This is a genomic window from Giesbergeria giesbergeri, from assembly GCF_054779375.1.
Map to the genome: position 1 here is coordinate 98,015 of NZ_BAAGYJ010000008.1, position 19,517 is coordinate 117,531.

General features: G+C 60.1%; 20 protein-coding genes. 15 read left to right on the forward strand and 5 right to left on the reverse strand.

The window, feature by feature from the left end; all coding sequences use genetic code 11:
• The first annotated feature begins 24 nt into the window (after positions 1–24).
• Positions 25–2,421 (forward strand): DUF1631 family protein, encoded by a 2,397-nt coding sequence (locus ACYVB2_RS12550; RefSeq protein ID WP_382433369.1) that lies wholly within the window; start codon positions 25–27, stop codon positions 2,419–2,421.
• Positions 2,422–2,438: 17 nt separating this feature from the next.
• Here ACYVB2_RS12550 and dprA read toward each other — a convergent pair whose 3' ends face one another.
• Together dprA and ACYVB2_RS12560 are read right to left on the reverse strand one after the other, a co-directional pair.
• Positions 2,439–3,611: a DNA-processing protein DprA gene (gene dprA, locus ACYVB2_RS12555; RefSeq protein WP_382433534.1), complete on the reverse strand. Its 1,173-nt coding sequence runs from the start codon at positions 3,609–3,611 to the stop codon at positions 2,439–2,441.
• Positions 3,612–3,627: 16 nt separating this feature from the next.
• The gene (locus ACYVB2_RS12560) at positions 3,628–4,842 is read right to left on the reverse strand and encodes a LysM peptidoglycan-binding domain-containing protein (protein ID WP_382433367.1); all 1,215 of its coding nucleotides are present in this window, start codon (positions 4,840–4,842) and stop codon (positions 3,628–3,630) included.
• Positions 4,843–5,044: 202 nt separating this feature from the next.
• Here ACYVB2_RS12560 and def point away from each other — a divergent pair, with 202 nt between their 5' ends.
• The 9 genes from def to pyk all read left to right on the forward strand — a co-directional run bounded on the left by def (position 5,045) and on the right by pyk (position 12,319).
• Positions 5,045–5,554 (forward strand): peptide deformylase, encoded by a 510-nt coding sequence (gene def / locus ACYVB2_RS12565; RefSeq protein ID WP_382433365.1) that lies wholly within the window; start codon positions 5,045–5,047, stop codon positions 5,552–5,554.
• On the forward strand, positions 5,551–6,051 hold the full coding sequence (locus tag ACYVB2_RS12570) for a hypothetical protein (RefSeq protein ID WP_382433363.1): 501 nt from the start codon (positions 5,551–5,553) through the stop codon (positions 6,049–6,051). Before def ends, ACYVB2_RS12570 begins: the two co-directional genes overlap by 4 nt.
• Before the next feature lie 46 nt (positions 6,052–6,097).
• On the forward strand, positions 6,098–7,081 hold the full coding sequence (gene fmt / locus ACYVB2_RS12575) for a methionyl-tRNA formyltransferase (protein WP_382433361.1): 984 nt from the start codon (positions 6,098–6,100) through the stop codon (positions 7,079–7,081).
• Positions 7,068–7,781, forward strand: coding sequence for an AzlC family ABC transporter permease (locus tag ACYVB2_RS12580; RefSeq protein ID WP_382433359.1), 714 nt, complete (start codon positions 7,068–7,070; stop codon positions 7,779–7,781). The genes fmt and ACYVB2_RS12580 overlap by 14 nt, the downstream gene beginning before the upstream one ends.
• Positions 7,781–8,116, forward strand: a complete 336-nt coding sequence (locus ACYVB2_RS12585) for an AzlD domain-containing protein (RefSeq protein WP_382433357.1) — start codon at positions 7,781–7,783, stop codon at positions 8,114–8,116. Before ACYVB2_RS12580 ends, ACYVB2_RS12585 begins: the two co-directional genes overlap by 1 nt.
• 69 nt (positions 8,117–8,185) lie before the next feature.
• Positions 8,186–9,382 carry a phosphoglycerate kinase gene (locus ACYVB2_RS12590; protein WP_382433355.1) on the forward strand — a complete coding sequence of 399 codons (1,197 nt, stop codon included), beginning with the start codon at positions 8,186–8,188 and terminating at the stop codon, positions 9,380–9,382.
• A gap of 132 nt (positions 9,383–9,514) precedes the next feature.
• Positions 9,515–10,201, forward strand: coding sequence for a hypothetical protein (locus ACYVB2_RS12595; RefSeq protein WP_382433353.1), 687 nt, complete (start codon positions 9,515–9,517; stop codon positions 10,199–10,201).
• Positions 10,198–10,764 (forward strand): FlgO family outer membrane protein, encoded by a 567-nt coding sequence (locus ACYVB2_RS12600; RefSeq protein WP_382433351.1) that lies wholly within the window; start codon positions 10,198–10,200, stop codon positions 10,762–10,764. The genes ACYVB2_RS12595 and ACYVB2_RS12600 overlap by 4 nt, the downstream gene beginning before the upstream one ends.
• 121 nt (positions 10,765–10,885) lie before the next feature.
• Positions 10,886–12,319: a pyruvate kinase gene (pyk, locus tag ACYVB2_RS12605; RefSeq protein ID WP_382433349.1), complete on the forward strand. Its 1,434-nt coding sequence runs from the start codon at positions 10,886–10,888 to the stop codon at positions 12,317–12,319.
• On the opposite strand, the gene ACYVB2_RS12610 is transcribed toward pyk, so the two are convergent.
• Positions 12,320–13,027, reverse strand: coding sequence for a phosphatase PAP2 family protein (locus ACYVB2_RS12610; protein WP_382433347.1), 708 nt, complete (start codon positions 13,025–13,027; stop codon positions 12,320–12,322).
• A 72-nt stretch (positions 13,028–13,099) separates the two neighbouring features.
• Here ACYVB2_RS12610 and ACYVB2_RS12615 point away from each other — a divergent pair, with 72 nt between their 5' ends.
• The 5 genes from ACYVB2_RS12615 to ACYVB2_RS12635 all read left to right on the forward strand — a co-directional run bounded on the left by ACYVB2_RS12615 (position 13,100) and on the right by ACYVB2_RS12635 (position 17,849).
• A complete protein-coding gene (locus ACYVB2_RS12615) occupies positions 13,100–13,780 on the forward strand; it encodes a response regulator (RefSeq protein ID WP_382433345.1) in 681 nt (226 codons plus the stop codon).
• Positions 13,777–15,141 carry a histidine kinase dimerization/phospho-acceptor domain-containing protein gene (locus tag ACYVB2_RS12620; RefSeq protein ID WP_382433343.1) on the forward strand — a complete coding sequence of 455 codons (1,365 nt, stop codon included), beginning with the start codon at positions 13,777–13,779 and terminating at the stop codon, positions 15,139–15,141. The genes ACYVB2_RS12615 and ACYVB2_RS12620 overlap by 4 nt, the downstream gene beginning before the upstream one ends.
• An 89-nt stretch (positions 15,142–15,230) precedes the next feature.
• Positions 15,231–16,295, forward strand: coding sequence for a class II fructose-bisphosphate aldolase (fba, locus tag ACYVB2_RS12625; protein WP_382433341.1), 1,065 nt, complete (start codon positions 15,231–15,233; stop codon positions 16,293–16,295).
• Complete coding sequence (locus tag ACYVB2_RS12630) at positions 16,296–17,081, forward strand: hypothetical protein (protein ID WP_382433339.1); 786 nt, start codon at positions 16,296–16,298, stop codon at positions 17,079–17,081.
• Positions 17,082–17,093: 12 nt separating this feature from the next.
• Positions 17,094–17,849 carry a 5'-methylthioadenosine/adenosylhomocysteine nucleosidase gene (locus ACYVB2_RS12635; RefSeq protein ID WP_382433337.1) on the forward strand — a complete coding sequence of 252 codons (756 nt, stop codon included), beginning with the start codon at positions 17,094–17,096 and terminating at the stop codon, positions 17,847–17,849.
• A gap of 6 nt (positions 17,850–17,855) precedes the next feature.
• Here the strand turns inward: ACYVB2_RS12635 and ACYVB2_RS12640 are convergent, their stop codons facing one another.
• Both ACYVB2_RS12640 and ACYVB2_RS12645 read right to left on the reverse strand, forming a co-directional pair.
• Positions 17,856–18,827 (reverse strand): AEC family transporter, encoded by a 972-nt coding sequence (locus ACYVB2_RS12640; RefSeq protein ID WP_382433336.1) that lies wholly within the window; start codon positions 18,825–18,827, stop codon positions 17,856–17,858.
• A 20-nt stretch (positions 18,828–18,847) separates the two neighbouring features.
• Positions 18,848–19,465: a glutathione S-transferase family protein gene (locus ACYVB2_RS12645; protein ID WP_382433532.1), complete on the reverse strand. Its 618-nt coding sequence runs from the start codon at positions 19,463–19,465 to the stop codon at positions 18,848–18,850.
• Between the last annotated feature and the right edge of the window lie 52 nt (positions 19,466–19,517).

Below are 19,517 nucleotides of genomic sequence, written 5' to 3' on the forward strand. Positions count from 1 at the left end.
GGTTTTTCCGATTAGGATAGTGCCATGTCTGTGCCGCTCTCCCCACAACGTGATCTGGCCCGTCAGGTGCGTCAACAGTTTGTGGAGGCGCTGGCGGCAGGGTTGGTCGAGGTAGATCAGGTCGTTCTGGATTTCCTCACCACTTTGCTGAACCAGACGGGTACTCAGCGTGAAATGCAAGACCGTCGTGATGCTTGGCAGCTCTATGGTCAGCGCCGTGCCGACTGGGTGCGAGCCACCCGTGAGGCTTGGGCGCAGGCTAGCATTCCCCGCCCTGTGGGGGCTGCTACAGCCTTGCGCACGGCGCCCACACCAGCGGCCACAGGCTTGAGCTTGGAGTTGCTCAGTGACGATGTAGTAGAAAACAAAATTGTTGCCTCACGCATTGCCCTGACGGTGTTGGAGGCTGTCAGTGGCAGCTTTGATGCTTTGCGTCGACGCATGCAGGCCATGGAAGGGCAAGAGCTGGTTGGCAGTGACTTGTTGCGCCCCGAAACCTTTTGCCTGTTGTTGGTGGAGCAATGGGTCGCTGTGGGGTTGCCACGCGCTAATTTGCAAGCAGTGGTGGATGCTTTGCAGCGTGAGCTGGCTATCCGGGCGCAGACTGCCTACCAGCAATGCAATGATTTCTTGGGGCGCCAAGGCGTGGCACAGCCCGATATTCGTCTGCGTGTGAGTCGTCCTCCTGGGGGGGCAGCGCCGGGCGTTGGGGCGGCTGATGGCTCTCGGATGGCTGCATTAGGGGGGCCACAGACGCAGATGCCCGCAGCCGCTTCTAGGCCATCACAACTGGCACCTGTGTCGGCAGAGAACTTAGCCATGTCTGCCATGACGCCACTGATGCGTGCGCGCCAGCGGGCCTATGGGGTGATGGGGCAGTTGCGTCGCCTGATGTGGCCTGGGATGGCCCCGGCCATGCCGGCACCGCCTCAGGCGGGCACTTCGATGATGATGGGGGTGCCTACCAGTTTGCATTCGGTCATGGGCGGCGCTGGGCCAGGGGCTGCCAGCATACAAGCGCCGCCTGCTTCTGCTGCCTTGGCACAGGCACTGGCGCAGCAACAAAGCCATGCGCAAACCTTTTACAGCAGCATGGCTGCCATGGCATCCCAAGCTGGGCCTGTGGCGGTGGTGCAACTGGTGGGGGCGGTGCGTGAACGCTCGGCCGAGCTGAAGAAAAAGGCCAGCACCGACAGCGAAAAAGCCATCATTGAGGTGGTGGCGCTGATGTTTCAGAGCATTTTGTCCGAAGACCGGATTCCGCCAGCGGTACGGGTGTTGTTTGCCCGTTTGCAGGTACCAGTGCTGCGTGTGGCGTTGGCCGAGCCGGACTTCTTTAGTGATCTGAGCCATCCTGCCCGTCTATTGATTGATCGTATGGGCGCCTGCGTGATGGGGTTTGATGCCACGGCCATTGACGGCAGTGCGCTGGAGGCCGAAATCCGTCGCGTGGTGCAGGTGATTGAACAATACCCAGAAACAGGGCGTAAGGTCTTCCAACTGGTGCGTGAAGAGTTTGAGGCTTTTCTGGCCAAGTTCTTGACGCAAAAGCAATCCACCGCCAGGGTGGTGACGGTGGCGCAGCAGGTCGAACAACGTGAGACCTTGACCATTCAATACACCATTGAGTTGCGCACTCTGCTCAAAGACATGCCGGTGCGTGATGAGATTCGCGACTTTTTGTTCAAAACCTGGGCCGAAGTGTTGGCACTGTCTGCCGTACGGGCGGGTGCCCAGCATGCCGATACTTTGGCCTTTAAGCGCACGGCTGCGGATTTGGTGTGGGCGGCGGGGGCCAAGCCCCACCGCAGTGACCGCACCAGGGTCATCCAGAGCCTGCCGGGCCTGCTCGATCGCTTGCGTCAGGGGCTGGCCCTGTTAGGTATGGTGGGCGAGCCACAAGAGGCTCAGATCAAGGTTCTGACCGATGTGCTGGCCCAAGCATTTGTGTCCAAAACGGAGCCCATTGCCCACGAGCAGATCGAGATTTTGGCCCAGCGGTTAGAAAATCTGGAAGACTGCATCAGCGAAGCGGTGTTGGGCGACATGCCGCTGGATGCCGAGGCCATCGAGATGATGCTGGGCATTGATGTGTCGGGCTTGGCGGTCATTGCCGACAATGATGCCCCAGTGGAAGAAGCCGTAGTGGAATGGGCGCGCCAGTTGCAGGTGGGGGCTTGGTTCACGATTGACCACAATGGCAGCACGGCCCAGGTGCAGTATGTTTGGCACAGCCAGCGCCAACAGTTGCATCTGTTTGCTGCCCCTGATGGGCGCAATTATTTGTTGCAGTTGCGTCGTCTGGCAGCCTATTTGCAAACGGGCTTGCTAACGGTGCAAGACGAAGAAGGGCTGACAGTGCGTGCCGCCCGCGATGCGTTGGCCAAGCTCGATGCCAACCCCGAGCGTCTACTGCAATAGCGGTGGCACTGGCAACCTCAGGCCAAGGCCACCCGCTGAAACAGCCCACCGGGCAGGCGTGCTACCTGTCCGGCCAGTTCTAGCTCCAGTAGTTGCACGAGCAGGCTGGCGGTTTCCAGCCCGGTGCGGGCTACCAGGGCATCTAGCCCCACTGGGTCAAAGCCCAGTGCTTTTAGCAAAGCAGATTCGGCTGTGGCCTCTTCGGTCTGGGGGGCAGAGGGCGCCGAAGCTGGTGCAGCCCGGTCAGCGCAGCAGGATAAGGGCAGGTGCAGGTCTTCCAAGACGTCTTGGGCAGATTCAACCAGTTTGGCCCCCTGCCGTATCAGGGCATGGCAGCCCCGCGACTGGGGAGCATGAATGGAGCCAGGAATGGCAAAGACCTCACGACCTTGGTTGGCTGCCAGCTTAGCCGTGATCAGGGAGCCTGATGCCGGGGCCGCTTCTACCACCAGTAACCCTTGGCACAGGCCTGCAATGATGCGGTTGCGCTGGGGAAAGTGGGCAGCCAACGGGGCCGTGCCCAGCGGGTATTCACTCAGCAATAGGCCGTGGGCAGCAATGCGGTGTGCCAGCTCTCGGTGGCGGGCTGGGTAGACACGGTCTAGGCCGGTGCCCACCACCGCAATCGTGGCCGGTGTGGTGTCTGCGGTGCTAGCGGCCATCAAGGCGCCTTCGTGGGCGGCGGCATCAATGCCCAGTGCCAACCCCGACACAATGCTCAATCCACTGCTCCGCAGCGATTGCGCAAAGGCGCGGGCATTTTCTTGGCCCTGCGCAGTGGGGTTGCGGCTGCCCACGATGGCTAGACAGTGGTGCGTTGTCAAACCGATGCCCTGTGGGCCCAGAAAACGAGCAGCCCCCATCAGGTAGAGGAGCAATGGCGGATCATCACTGTCGAGCAGTGCTGCCGGATACAGCGGGTGTCCCAAAGGAGCAATCGCTTTGATCTGCTCGGTGTTGGACGATTGCAGCCATTGCCATGTCTGCTCCAACAAAGGCGCCAACGTGGGGGGCACCACCTGCAGTGCTTCGCTCTGAGCGGCACTGACGCAGGCTTGCAGCGCCTGTGGGGTTTGGGCAAATATTTGCGCCGGCAGCCCAAAGTGGCGTAGCAGCCGACGCGCCGTGGTATGGCCTACCCCCGGAGTCAGGGTCAGCCGCAGCCAAGCGGCCAGTTCATCGTACTCCATGCCGATGCGAGAAGATTTACTGTGGATTGACCAAACGATCCCCGACACGCACGGTGGTTTGCACATTCAGGATCAGGGCATAGGAGGCCCGCTCGAAGGTGCGAAACACCATCGCTACGCCGTTGCTTTCGCTGGGTAGTTTGAGGGTGGGGCGAGATGGGTCGGTTTTATCTTGGATATGGGCGCCTTTGGTCATCAAATGCAGCACATGGCCCGTTTGCAGCCCATCGTGTTCGCCGGCACTGATGGCAATGACTTGGTTCTGTGCCGCATTGGCCAGTGCCGAGCTGTTGTAGATAGACACTACACGGGCATCAATCTCGTGCTGTGGCGCGTGGGGGGTGTAGTTGACAAAGGAGCGTGCGGGGGCTGGCAACAGACGGTCGCCCGCGCGAATTTCTTCGCGGATGGCGGTGATGCTCAGGGTAGCAGGGATGTATTCTTCGATGCGTTCGCCCCGGTCATTGGTGCTGATTTCGCTGCCTTCGCCACGCAGCAACTCAGCTTTGCCCAGGTATTGGGCTTCGTAGCCCAATACCTCGCCCGTGACCGGGTGTTTGAGCGGGAGAGCATTGCGAAAAACCCGGTAGTGCCGAGTCTCATCCGTGTCAGTGCGTAAAGGGTTGGTGGCATCGCCTCGGGCATAGACGCGGTCGCCTGTACTCATCAACACGCGGTCTTCGGTGGTGGCAATGATCCGAGGGGCTTGCAGCAGTTCTTGCTCATCGACCACCAATGGCTCTGCCAGAAAGGGTTCGATCAGGTGGGGCTTGAGTGTGGGCAGTGCCGTGTCGGCCAGGGTTTCGCTGCGGGTGCGTGGAGAGAGGCGCACCGTGTCGGGGGCGCTGTTCTGTGTGGCACGGGTGCGCAGGCGGGCATAGCCACCTTGCTGGTCGAGATACAGTGTTTGGCCAGGAAAAATCAGGTGGGGGTTGGCGATTTCTTGCCGGTTCATGCCCCATAAGTCGGGCCAGCGCCAAGGCTTTTGCAGGTACATGCCGGAGATACCCCAGAGCGTGTCACCGCGTTGGACGACATAGCGATCGGGGGCATTGGGTGCCAGTTCGGCCACGGCAATCCCTGGTGGGGTAACTGCTTGCGTGGTGGCGGGTGTGCTGGTGCTGATGGCTGCAGGGGTTTGTGCTTGGGCGGATAACCCCGTCAGTGCGGCGCCTAGTGCCAAGACCATGCGCCAGGGCATCCCTGAAGGTGTGCGGTTGGAAAGGGGCATGTCTTCTTTCTGGTGATGCATTGGCGATACGCTCCGTCGCTGAAACCACCCTGCGCCCCAGGTCTAGGCCAGCGGTGGATGGATGTGACAAATGAACAGCGATTCTCTGTCCAAGCCCTGCATTGGACAATGATTATTGGCCGCCCTCGCGCTGCGGTGCCGCAAAAGTAGCGAAAATACGGCACTATTTCCTTCTGACACAATGGCCATCCTCCCGATTCTTTGCTATCCCGATCCCCAACTTCACACGGTAGCCAAGCCTGTGGCTGTGGTGGATGAGCGCGTGCGCCAACTGGTAGCCGACATGTTGGACACCATGTACGATGCCCACGGCATTGGCTTGGCAGCCACGCAGATCAACGTACATGAACGGGTGGTGGTGATTGATACGTCCGAAGAGCGCAACCAGCCTCAAGTGCTTATCAACCCCGAGCTGGTCTGGGCCAGCCCAGACACCGTGGTGGGCGATGAGGGTTGCTTGTCGGTGCCCGGTATTTATGACGGTGTGGCCCGCTCGGTGGCTGTGCAGGTGCGGGCGCTGGATGCCCACGGGGCTTCGCGGGTGATAGAGGCGGAGGGGCTGCTGGCGGTTTGTATCCAACACGAGATGGATCACCTGTTGGGCAAGGTGTTTGTGGAATACCTGTCGCCACTCAAGCGCAACCGTATCAAATCCAAGATGGTCAAACGCCAGCGTGAGGCCAGAGCATGAGGCTGCATCTGGGTGCTGTGTCGCTGGCGCTGCTGTTGCAGGCCTGTGCCAGTCCGGTAGGGGTGGTGCCTGGCATGTCCCGCGATGCCGTAGCCGCTGTGTGGGGTGAGCCGCAGGCCAGCTACGATTTGCCCGAAGGGCCACAGCGTCTGTTTTATGACCGCCAGCGCGATGGCACCCAGCGTTTGGCGCTGGACTTTGATGCCCAAGGCCGTCTTTTGCGCAGCCAAGAGGTGTTGACCTTGTCATCGTTGAGCAGCGTAGTGCAGCCGCCGCTACGCACCCAAGAAGTATTGCAACGCTTGGGGCCACCAACCCAGCAGCGGGTGCAAATGGATGGGCAAGACGAGCAGCGCAAAACGGTTGTCTGGATCTATCGCTGGTACGACCAAGGGCGTTATCGTTTGGCCAGCATCCAGTTCAATGTGGCAGGTTTGGCAGAGACAGTGCAATTGATCGACGATCCAACGGACCCCCGCCAAGACAAGTACCGCTGATGTGATGGGGCATCTGCACTTTTAAGCGATCAAAGGGGAGTTTGGGATGCGCGTTGTTTTTGCCGGTACGCCGGAGTTTGCCCGTGTGGCATTGGAGCAGTTGTTGCAGGCTGGCTACACAGTGCCATTGGTACTGACCCAGCCTGACCGGCCTGCCGGACGGGGTATGAAGTTGCAGGCATCTCCCGTCAAACAGTGTGCGCTGGCGCATGGCATTGCAGTAGCCCAGCCGCACAGCCTGCGCTTGGATGGCAAGTTTCCAGCAGAAGCCGCCGAGGCCCGTGCCATGCTGGAGGCTGCTCAGGCCGACGTGATGGTGGTGGCCGCCTATGGTCTGATTTTGCCGCAATGGACGTTGGATTTACCCCGTCTGGGCTGCCTCAATATCCATGCCAGCTTGTTGCCGCGTTGGCGTGGGGCCGCACCCATCCACCGTGCCATCGAGGCTGGAGATCCCGAAACGGGCGTGACCATCATGCAGATGGATGCCGGTCTGGACACAGGCGCTATGCTGCTGATGGAGCGTTTGCCGATTGCCGCAGATGACACCACAACCAGTTTGCATGACAAGTTGGCCTCCTTGGGTGGGGGGCTGATCGTTCAAGCTCTGCAACAAGCCAGTACGGCATCTTTGCAGCCCACACCCCAGCCTGTGGCTGGCGTGACCTATGCGCACAAGATTGAAAAGGCCGAAAGCCACATCGACTGGCAACTCGCGGCCCCAGTGATTGGGCAGCGTATCCGTGCCTTTGATCCTTTTCCTGGGGCCAGCACGCTAGCGCAGGGTGAGACCATCAAACTCTGGGCCGCCACAGTGGCCGATGTGCTGCCCACGGCAGGTGTGCGGGCGGGGCAGATCGTGCAGGTAGACGATCAAGGGGTGTGGGTGGCTTGTGGTGATGGCGTTTTGCGCCTCACGGTGCTGCAACGTGCCGGTGGCAAGCGTTTGCCGGTAGCGGACTTTTTACGTGGCTTTCCCTTGCAGCCGGGCATGGTGCTAGGGGCTGATATTCTGGATGGCCCTCACTGACACCCTGACCCACCCGGCGTATCGCCTCGGGGTGCGCGATATGGCCAGCGCAGGGGTGGGCATGGCGGCCTGGGGTTTGGTCACGGGGGTGGCGATGGTCAAGGGCGGGCTGTCGGTGCCATTGGCTTTGGCCGTGTCCTTCTTGGTCTATGCTGGCAGTGCCCAATTGGCGGTGTTGCCTTTGCTGGCAGTGGGGGCACCACTGTGGGTGGTTTGGTTGACAGCCATCTGCGTCAATTTGCGCTTTGTCATCTTTAGCAACCTCTGGCGCAGTTACTTTGCCCATTTGCCGCTGCGTCAGCGGTTGACCATTGGTTATTTCAGTGGCGATGTGATCTTTGTGGCCTTCATGAAGCGTTACCCAGAGCAGCGGCCCCTGCCCGAGCAGCTGCCCTATTTTTGGGGCGCTGCCTGCACCAACTGGGTCGCGTGGCAGGTGCCATCGGTGGTGGGTATTTTGCTAGCCAATGAGGTGCCATTGTCTTGGGGGCTGGGCTTTGCTGGGGTGCTGGCGCTGTTGGGTGTGTTGTTTTCCATGCTCCATGACCGGGCTACTTGGCTGGCCACTGGCGTGGCCGCCACAGCGGCGGTGGCGGCATTTGCCTTGCCACTCAAACTCAATATTTTGGTGGCTATTGCTGCGGCTGTGGCGGCGGGGTTGACGGCCGAGGCATTGCAGCGGCACCAGGAGTCTGATTGATGGGCTGGACTTGGCTCGATTGGGCACTGGCTATTGGTGGGTTGGCCGTTATCACCATGGTATCCCGGGCTTTTTTTATGATTCCGGAGCAGGAGCTGCCCCTGCCACCTTGGCTTCGGCGTGGTCTGAAATACGCACCCTTGGCAGCCTTGAGTGCAGTAGTGGCTCCTGAGATTGTCATGAGCCAAGGGGCCTTGATTGTCACTTGGCAGGATGCGCGTTTGCCTGCCGTGTTGTGTGCGGCAGGCTACTACTTCTGGCGCCGAGGCATTCTGGGCACCATCAGTGTGGGCATGGCTGTGTACTTACCGTTGCATATTCTGCTGGGCTGGTAGTGCAGGAATCGGCAGGGCCACCCCTACAATGTGGCCCGCTTACAACAGATTCTTCTCGCTGACTGTCCCATGAACATTCTTCGCTTTTCCGACCTGTGCGCCCAAGGCAAAGTCCGTGGTCAACGTGTGTTTATCCGTGCCGATCTGAACGTGCCGCAGGACGACACGGGCCGCATCACCGAAGATACCCGTATCCGTGCCTCGGTGCCCTGCATCCAGCAGGCGCTAGACGCTGGTGCCGCTGTCATGGTTACCAGCCATTTGGGGCGTCCTACCGAAGGCGCTTTCAAGCCTGAGGATTCGTTGGCTCCTGTGGCTGCACGCCTGTCCGAGTTGCTGGGCCGTGAAGTGCCTCTGGTTGCCGATTGGGTAGAGGGTGTGCAAGTGCAGCCCGGTCAGGTGGTGCTGCTAGAAAACTGCCGCCTCAATGTGGGCGAAAAGAAGAACAAAGAAGAACTGGCCCGCAAAATGGCCGCGCTGTGCGACATTTTTGTCAATGACGCCTTTGGCACTGCGCACCGTGCTGAAGGCACTACCTACGGTATTGCACAATTTGCCCCTATTGCCTGTGCTGGCCCGCTGTTGTCGGCAGAGATTGACGCCTTGACCAAAGCCTTGGCCCAGCCCCAGCGTCCACTGGCAGCCATCGTGGCCGGTAGCAAGGTCAGTACCAAACTCACCATTTTGCAAAGTTTGGCCGACAAGGTCGATCAGCTGATTGTGGGGGGCGGTATTGCTAACACCTTCATGCTGGCAGCGGGCCTGCCGATTGGCAAGAGCTTGGCCGAGCCAGACTTGGTGGAGCAAGCCCGTGCCGTGATGGATGCCATGAAGGCCCGTGGTGCCGAGGTGCCAGTGCCCACCGATGTGGTGGTAGCCAAAACCTTTGCTGCCGATGCGCCAGCCACTGTCAAGGCGGCCACCGATGTGGCCGAAGACGACCTGATTTTGGACATCGGCCCCGAGACAGCCGCCAAGCTGGCTGCGCAGCTCAAGGCAGCAGGCACGATTGTGTGGAACGGCCCGGTGGGTGTGTTTGAGTTTGATGCTTTTGCCAATGGCACCCAAACCATTGCGCAGGCAATTGCCGAATCGCCCGCCTTTAGCATTGCGGGGGGGGGTGACACCTTGGCAGCCATTGCCAAGTACGGCATTGAGCAACAGGTGGGCTATATCTCCACCGGCGGCGGTGCCTTCTTGGAAGTGCTCGAAGGCAAGTTGCTGCCCGCATTTGACATCTTGCAACAACGCGCTGCACAGGTGTGAGTCATTGGGGTGGGCTGGGGCAAAAACAACATTTTTCTTGTTTTTCCTGGCCTTCACACCCAGAATCGTTTTTTCATCAGGTGGGTGCTGGGCGCTGCGAGCCTAGCCCCAACCTATCAGCAGGAGGGAATCATGGTGTTTGCAAGAGCAATCGGTGCTGCCTTGGTGGCGGGTGCTGTGGCTGCTTTGGTGGGGTGCGCTGCGAAATCGCCGATCCCTCTGGCAGAGAATTTTGAATTGACAGTGCAGCCCAAGGTGCGTTCGGCTGGCCATTGGGATCTGCTGTCGCGCGATGTGGTGGCACAGACGTTGAGCTCTTTGGAGCGCCTGGGAATGCCGCCGTCCACACCCCTGCATGTGTCGGCCCCGGCCAATGCCAGCGCCTTCGATTTGGCGTTTCGCGATTTTCTGATTACGGAGCTGGTGCAAAGTGGCGCAGCGGTCATGCAGTCGCCCGGACAGGCGTTGGACGTCAGCTACCACACCCAGGTGGTGCGCCACAACAGTGATCGGCCCCATTTCATCCCCGGCCAGTTCACCATGATTGCAGGCGGCTTGATGGCCGCCTACGGCTTGCGCCACGAGCACATTGACATGCAGTTGCTCGCAGGCTTGGGCCTCACGGCGGCTGCCGACTATGGTGCCAGCATCAATTCGGGTGGCCCGACCAACACCGAGATGATTCTGACCACCACCGTGACCCAGGGTGGGCAGTACTTGGTGCGCAAAACCGATGTCTATTACCTTGAAAACGTGGATACACCGTTGTTCATGCGCCCTTCCTACCGTAGCGTTAACATGAAGGTGGTCTCGCAATGAAGCTGTCTGCTTTCTCTTCCGTGGTTTTGCTGGCGGGCGCTTCGGCGCTGCTGACCGGTTGTTTCAATGGCACAGTGCCTGTGCGGGTTGGCCCCACATACCAAGAGGCGGCGGTGAGTCCGTTCCTCCAAAGCAACCGCGAGGCGGTAGCCAAGCTGACTGAGGGGTTTGACCTCAGCAGCATTGGTCAAGGCCCGGTGTTGGTGGCCACGGTGGTCAACGTCAATGATCTGAGCCGTTCGGCACCGCTGGGGCGCACCCTGTCGGAGCAGTATGCGTCGCACATGGCGGCCACAGGCTTCAACGTCAAAGAGATCAAACTGCGTGGTGATGTGTTTGTGCGTGAGGGTGCGGGTGAGCTGTTGCTCTCGCGTGAGATCAAAGACATTGCCCGCAGCCATAATGCCTCGATGGTGCTCGTGGGTACCTACTCGGCAGCGGCCAACTTTACCTATGTCAGCCTGAAGCTGGTGCGTACCGAAGACAGCCGGATTATTCGGGGCCACGACTACGCCTTGCCCAACGACCGCGATGTGCAGCGTCTGCTGCAAGTGCCGCGCTGACCTGCGGTGGCACTGCCCCTGTTGACCAGGGGCTGGCATTTCTCCCTTGCAGGCCGTCCTTGGACGGCCTTTCTTTTGGGGTGGCAACGCCCCTGCCCCGTATCCTGAAAGACTTTTGACCATGTTGCGCCGTGCCACCAAAATCGTAGCCACCCTGGGCCCCGCCTCTAGCGAGGTGGCCATGCTGGAAGAGATGATCATCGCTGGGGTCAATGTTGTGCGGCTGAATTTCAGCCATGGCAAGGCCCAAGACCATATTGACCGTGCTGCCGCTGTGCGCGAGGCGGCCCGCCGTGCTGGGCGCGAGGTAGCCATCATGGCCGACCTGCAAGGCCCCAAAATCCGTGTTGGCAAGTTTGCCGAAGGCAAGGTGGAGTTGGTGCCGGGTGCCAGTTTTGTGCTGGATGCCTCGCGCACCGAACTGGGTGATATTGGCGGCGTTGGGTTAGATTACAAAGAGCTGCCACGCGACGTCAAGCCCGGCGATCTGCTGCTGCTCAACGATGGCCTGATCGTGCTTGCCGTCGATGCCGTGCGTGGCGAGCAGGTGCATACCACCGTGCATCTGGGCGGCGAGCTGTCCAACAACAAGGGGATCAACAAAAAGGGCGGTGGCCTGACGGCACCAGCCCTGACCGCCAAGGACATGGATGACATCAAGACGGCAATGTCATTCCAAGCTGACTATGTGGCTGTGAGCTTTCCGAAAAACGCCACCGACATGGAGATGGCCCGCCAACTGTGCCATGTGGCTGCCGCAGGCTTGAACCATCGCCCCAGCCTGATTGCCAAAATTGAACGTGCTGAAGCCATCCCCCGGTTGGAAGAAATTTTGCGCGCTAGCGATGGCATCATGGTGGCGCGGGGCGATTTGGCGGTGGAGGTGGGTAATGCCGTGGTGCCTGCGTTACAGAAAAAGATGATCCGCATGGCACGCGATATGGACAAGGTGGTGATTACTGCAACGCAGATGATGGAGAGCATGATCACCAACCCCGTGCCTACCCGCGCCGAGGTCAGTGACGTAGCCAATGCCGTGTTGGATGGTACTGACGCGGTGATGCTGAGCGCCGAAACCGCCGCCGGGCGTTTTCCATTGCAGACGGTGCAAGAAATGGCCACTATCTGCACTGCTGCCGAGGCCGCAGAAGATGTGCAATTGGATGCCGATTTTTCGGGGCGGACATTCTCTAGCATTGACCAATCGATTGCCATGGGGGCTTTGTTCACCGCACACCATTTGGGCGCCAAAGCCATTGTCGCCATGACCGATAGTGGAGCTACTGCCCTGTGGATGAGTCGCCACCGTATCCATATCCCGATTTATGCCCTGACGCCCAAGGTAGCCACGCAGCGGCGTATGGCACTGTTTCGCAATGTGCGCCCCCTGTTGATGGACACCAGCGCCGACCGCGACACCGCACTGGAGCAAGCCGAACGCCACCTGAAAGAGCGCGGTATTGTGCAAAGAGGTGATGTGTATGCCATCACCTGTGGTGAACCGATGGGAGCGCCTGGGGGCACCAACATGCTCAAGATTTGCCGGGTGCCCTGATCAATCTGCCGTGCTGTGCGGTATTTGGTGTGCTAACACATCGCACAGCCAACCCACACACCAGCACAGCCAGCCAGTCCAGAGCGTGTGGCTCATGAAGTGGGCGCCGCGCGCCTGCTGTGCCAAGCCCAGTGTCAATCCAGCAGCCAAGGCCCACAGCAACCATCGGTAGGCTGCTTGGGGTTGGGTATGGCGCAGCGCAAAAAAACCACCTACAAAGGCAAATCCGGCACTGGCATGGCCTGCGGGGAAGCAGTGGCCCACCCCGCCGTCCATACTGTTCCATGCCCAGTGGGAGACATAGCGGGCTATACCACCAAACTCTTGCAAATCCCACGGACAACTGGTCGTGCTGCCATATTTGAGCAGGCTAATGGCCGCCAACGATACCAGTGTGCTGGTTGCCAGTTGCAGTCGCTGGCGGCTGTGTGCATACCGTAAGACCCCAAAAGGCCACCAGATGCCCACAATCAGTGCCAGCATCAGTAACCAAGCCATCCGGCGTGCGCCTTCGTGCATGATTTGTAGCAAAAACCAGTGGTCGCGCAGTGCAAAGCCCGTTCTGCTGCCAAAAACAGAGGCCAACCAGCGGTCTTGGCCTGCTGCATCCCAGAGCAATAGGCACAGCAACATGCCCAAAGTCATCGTAGCCAAGCGGCGGGTATCAGAGTGGAGTGGTGGTGCGTAAGCCCGTACAGGTATTGGCATGGGGGCTCACCATAAGCACCGCCACTTAACCCGGTCTTAACCGGCACAGGCCAGCACAGCGACAATCCAGCCATGCGAATTCTTGTGGTTGAAGACGATGTGGGCATTGCCCAAGGCTTGCGCACCAATTTGCGCCAGCGCGGTTATGCCGTGGATGTGTGTGATGGTGTCGCAGTGGCCTGGGCCGCTTTGCGGGCCGAGAGTTTTGATGCCGTGTTGTTGGATCTAGGGCTGGCCGATGGTGATGGCAGCACCTTGTTGCAGCGTTTGCGCTCCAGTCAGGGGGCTTTGCCCGATCCAGCCATGCCGGTGCTGATCATGACGGCCCGCGACGGGGTACAAGCGCGCATTGCGGGGCTAGACCAAGGGGCAGACGATTATTTGACCAAACCTTTTGATATGGATGAGTTGGAGGCGCGCTTGCGCGCCCTGTTGCGCCGGGCGGGCGGGCGGGCACAACCATTGGTGCGACATGGTGCTATTGAACTCAATCCGGCAACCCGCACCGTGCAATTGCATGGTCAGAGGGTCGAGATTTCTCCGCGTGAGTTTGCTGTGCTGCGCTTGCTGATGGAGTCGCCAGGACGGGTGCTGTCGCGGCGCCAGTTGGAAGAACGCTTATACGACTGGGAATCGATTGTGGATAGCAATGCGATTGAAGTCCATATCCACCATCTGCGGCGCAAACTGGGCAGCCAGTGCATTCAGACGATGCGGGGCGTGGGCTATTTCATGCCACAGGAGTTGCCGTGAACAGCCAACGCTCCCTGAGTCAGCGCCTGTTGCTGTGGAGTTTGGGGGTGCTGGCGCTGGTTTGGGGCTGCTTTGTGGCACTGGCCTACCGCACCGGAGTGCATGAGGCCGATGAACTCACCGATGGGCAGTTGGCCTCTGTGTCGGCGCTGTTGCTGAATTTGCGCACCCAAGTGCAGGTGCAGGCGGCGGTAATGCCTGCCTTGGCGACCAAAGACAATCTGTTGTTGCCGCCAAGGCACCACGATTATCAGCAACCTTTGAGTGTGGTGCAGTGGGATGCCGCTGGCCGTGTGCGCTGGCATGTGGGCGAGGCACCTGTGCCCCCTTTTGACTCCAACGAGGGCTATGCCAATTTACAACTGGGGCCACAGGCTCAGCACTGGCGCAGCTTTTCTCGTTGGGATGAGGCCCGGGCATACAAAATTACCGTGTTATTGCGCTTGGATGACCGGGACAGGCTGGCCCATGACATTGCCGGACAGATGGTGGAGCCGGGGCTGTGGTTACTGCCTGTCGTGGCGTTGGCGCTGGGGCTGGCAATTGGGCGTGGCCTGCGCCCGCTGCACCAGTTATCACAGGAGGTGGCGCAGCTCGATGTGCAGGGGGCCAAGCGCCTAGAACAGCGCCACGACTGGCAGGAGTTTGATGCGGTGGTCGATTCCATCAATACTTTGCTCACCCGCCAGCAAGAAGCGTTGGCCCGTGAGCGCCAATTGGCCAACGAGGTGGCCCACGAGTTGCGTACCCCGTTGGCAGCCATCGTATTGCAGGCCCAGGCATTGGGAGGGGGGTTGCCCTCAGCTGCCCAAGCGCAGGCACTGGAGTCGATACGCACCGATGCGTTGCGGGCTGGTCATGTGCTGCAGCAGTTGTTGGCACTGGCCCGCACCAGTCGGGGCCAGTGGCATGGTACGGCCAGTGCTGTTGATTTGGCCGCTTTGGCCCGCACGGTGGCTGCCGACTATGCCCAAGCCGTTTGGCAGCGCCAAGACACACTGGCTGTGCAGGGGCCAGAAGCGTTGATGGTGCAGGGCCACACCGTGTTGTTGGAGATGGCACTGCGCAACCTGATTGAAAACGCCTTGCGCCACACACCCCCTGCCACCCACATCGAGGTGCAATGTGGCGAGGCCACCGATGCACAGGCGGGCCCGTGGTTGCAAGTGTGTGATGACGGTGCGCGCCCCTCGGCGGGGGGGGCGCCCATGCCTGCCAAGCCAGTGGACAGCTTGCATTTGGGCCACGAAATCATTGCGCGGGTGGCCCAAGTACATGGGGCGGCATTTGGCATGGTCCCGGCACCCGCACCATTGACCACCTGCTACCGGCTGGATTTTCCTCTATCGGCCAGCGCATAGGCCCGCTAAAATCGGCAGTTACCAAGCGGTTACAGCCGCTGCGCCTGGCCCTTGCGGCCCCTCTTCTATCCTCAGAACGGACTACGACCATGCCCCTCGTCTCGATGCGCGAACTGCTCGACCATGCTGCTGAAAACCGCTATGGCATTCCCGCTTTCAACGTCAACAACCTGGAGCAGGTGCAGGCCGTGATGGCTGCCGCCGATGAAGTAGGCGCGCCCGTTATCTTGCAAGCCAGTGCTGGTGCCCGCAAGTACGCAGGGGAGTCCTTCATCAAGCACCTGATCCAAGCGGCTGCCGAGATGTACCCACACATCCCGCTGGTGATGCACCAAGACCACGGCACCTCTCCTGCCATCTGCCAAGGCGCTTTGGATCTGGGCTTTGGCTCGGTGATGATGGATGGCTCCTTGCGTGAAGATGGGAAAACCCCTGCCTCGTTTGACTACAACGTCGAAGTGACACGCCAAGTGGTGGCAATGGCCCACCAAATTGGCGCTACCGTAGAGGGCGAACTGGGCTGCCTAGGATCGCTGGAAACGGGCGAAGCTGGTGAAGAAGACGGTGTGGGTGCTGTGGGCAAGCTCGACCACAGCCAAATGCTGACCGACCCTGAAGAGGCCGCAGCCTTTGTCAAGGCCACGCAACTGGACGCACTGGCTATTGCTATTGGTACAAGCCACGGCGCTTACAAGTTCACGCGCAAGCCCACAGGCGACATTCTGGCTATCAGCCGTGTGCAGGCGATCAATGCCCGTATCCCCAACACCCATTTGGTGATGCATGGCTCCTCCAGCGTGCCACAAGACCTGCTGGCTATCATCAACCAGTATGGTGGCAAGATGAAAGAGACCTACGGCGTGCCCGTGGAAGAAATCCAGAAGGCCATCCAGTTTGGTGTGCGCAAGATCAATATCGACACGGACATCCGTTTGGCCATGACGGGCGCGGTGCGCAAGTTCATGGCCGAGAACCCCGACAAGTTTGATGCCCGCGAGTGGCTCAAGCCTGCCCGTGAAGCGGCTAAACAAATCTGCAAGCAACGCTATCTGGAATTTGGATGCGAAGGCCAAGGCGCGAAGATCAAGGGCCACAACCTGCAAGTGATGGCCGCCCGCTACGCCGCTGGTGAACTGGCCCAAGTGGTGAACTGATTGCCTGAGACTACCCCCACCCTAGCGGTGCCTGTGGTGTGTTCCACCAAAGGCCAGTCCACTGTGGCCCGCCCCTGGTGGGGGTGGGCTGGTTGTTTGGGGCTGTCGGTCACTTTGGCTGCCTGTGCTCCTTTGCAGCCCGGCCAGAGTGGGCATGCTGTGGGTGATATGCAATTGGCCCTGCCATGGGGTGATTGGCAAGATCTGGGGCCGTCTGCACAAAGCTGGCCTTTGTTACCTGACCTGGGTGCCACCCTGCCGTTGCAAACCCGCACGCTGGCGCTGCGCCACGACAACACTTGGCAGGCGGTGGTTTGGTTGCAAACCACCCACCATCGTAGCCCCCCTGCACTAGACCCCACCCTTTGGACAGACCCCTGCCCCACACAGCCCGATGTATGGGTGCAAGACGATGCGGCGGGCAGCCCAGTGCGCATCGATTGCCTCCGCTTCAAACGTGCGGCCAACCGCAGCGAACATTGGATGGCGCAGAACCATCCCGCATTGCAACAGTGGTTACAGACCGTACAGCCTGGACTGCCACAGCCTTACGCCCATATCAGCTACCGTTATGCCACGGCGGGCGGGGCTTATGTACAAGTCACCGCGCTAGTAGACGAACGCTTGCTCTTGCCCAATCGGGGCAACAATGCCGACTATTTGCGCTCGGGTGAATTGGGCCGTGCTTGGGCCAAGCAGTTGCGTATGGCCGTGCGCCAGGCCGTAGCCAGGGTGGATCAGCGGTTGGTGTTTCCTGCCTTTCCGTTAGCCCTCCCCGCCCGTTGAACCCACTGCACCATGACCACCGCGATTCTCAGCGCACTGCCTGAAGAGCAATCAGGCCTGCACCATACCCTGGAGCAGCCAGTGCGCCTGACCCATGCAGGCCGGACTTTTTGGCAGGGCTATCTTTATGGGCAGCCGGTGGTGTTGGCCTTGTCAGGCATTGGCAAGGTGGCAGCAGCTACCACCGCCACAGCTCTGATTGAACGCTTTGGTGTTACCCGCATGGTTTTTACAGGAGTGGCCGGGGGCATTGGGCAGGGCGTACAAGTGGGCGATGTGGTGGTGGCGCAGGATTATGTGCAGCACGATATGGACGCTACGCCGCTGTTTGCCCGCTGGCAGGTGCCGGGCTATGCCAGCGTGCGCCTGCCCTGTGATCCCGCGCTGTCGGCGTTGTTGTCGGCAGCGGCTCAATCTTGCCTAGGCCAGGCGGCACTCCATTGGGAGCCACCACGGACAACACCCACGGGTGGGCCACACCTGCACCAAGGGCTGATGGCCAGTGGCGACCAGTTTGTCACCAGCGCCGAGGTGTCTAAGGCACTGCGGGCCAGCTTGCTGGCCGCAGGCCATGAGGTGCTGGCTGTAGAGATGGAGGGTGCTGCCGTGGCCCAGGTGTGCATTGACTATGGGGTGCCGTTTGCTGCTGTGCGTGCCATCTCCGACCGTGCCGATGACCAAGCCACCGTGGACTTTCCGCGTTTTATTCGCACTGTGGCGAGCCGCTATGCCGATCACATCGTCCGCGGGCTGCTGCAAGCACTCTGAGCAGGCTCAGTGCCGTTGCACCCACTGCATGAGCCACGGTGCCATTGCCAGCCAACTGTTGAGGCTGACGAATGACAGTGCTGTGGCCACCACCAGTGCGGCGGAGCAGAATCCGGCCAAGCCATAGCGTTGGGCCAAAGCGGGCAACAACACTGGAATGGGCATGCAGGCAAAGACCAGCGCAGCCGTTTGCAAAGGTGGGTCAAAGTCGGGCAATAGCCACAACATCAGTAACACGGTCAGTGGGTGCAACAGCAGCTTGCCTGCCGCCAGCACGCCCAAATCCTGCCCGGCGCCACGCAAAGGCTGGCCCACCAACATGCCACCAATCATGAACAGCGCGACAGGTGCGGCAGCACTGCTCAGCAGTGTGAGTGTTTTTTGCACCGGCAGCGCCAGTACGATGCCGGTGGCTGACCACCCCAATCCGGCTGCAATGGCTAGAAACACAGGGCTTTTGAGCAAAGAGCGCAGCGATTGCAGCAACGACTGTTGCCAACGCAGATTTTCACCCGCATCGGCCAGTGCCATCGTCAAAGGGATGATGATCGCCACCTCTGTCAGCAGGCACAGCGGCAGGGCAATATCGGCTGCAGGCCCAAGCAGGGGTTGCGCAATCGGGTAGCCAATAAACACACTGTTGGATGCCGCCATTGCCTGCCCATACAGCGCACTGCGGCTGCGTCCGTGGCGGCAATGCCAGCGTGCATAGGCAAATCCGCCCAACCAAGCCAGCAGCGAGCCTGACACATACACGCTCAGGTAACCGGGGTTGAGCACCTCTTCCAGCCGGTATTGCGAAATGGCACGAAAGATCAGACATGGCAGGCTGATGCGCAGCAGAAACTGCCCCAACACCCCCATCTGTTCACGGGTGAACACGCCAACACGCACACAAGCAAACCCCAACGCGATGATCAGATAAATGGGAACGGTCAGCGTGAGAATCTGCAACATGGCGGTAAACCCAGCAGCCATGTGTTGGCTGCTACGCCTTGTCAGGCCACTGGCTGCGTGTCGGCAAAGCTGGGGCGCTGCATCAGTTTGTCGTGCAGACGGCCCAGATTGGGGTATTGACCACGCCAGTCAATCTCAGGGAAACGAAATGCCAGCCAGCCCAGCGCACACCCCACCGCAATATCTGCCAAGCCAGGGTGGATGCCGCCGTAGTAAGCCTTATCACCCAGTCCTTTACTCATGGTGTGCAAACCCACATGCACTTTGCTCATCTGGCGCTCTATCCAGGCTGGGCTGCGCTGGTACTGACTGCGGCCTTCAAAGGTGTTCTCCAGCCGCACCAGAATTGCTGCGTCCAGCACGCCATCGGCCAGAGCTTCCCAGGTCTTGATTTCGGCCCGCTCCCGGCCTGTGCTGGGGATCAGCTTGCCCACGGGCGAGAGGGCGTCCAGATACTCCACAATGACGCGCGAGTCAAAAATGGTATCGCCTCCTTCCATGATCAGGCAAGGCACTTTGCCCAACGGATTGATCGTGGCAATGCCCGTATCGGGTGCCCAGACGTTTTCCAGTACCAAGGTGTAGTCGAGCTTTTTTTCCGCCATCACCACGCGCACTTTGCGCACGTAGGGGCTGGTGGTCGATCCGATCAGTTTCATCTTCATGGTGCTGGGCGTGCAGGCATTGCAAAAGCAGAGGGCTGTAGATTCT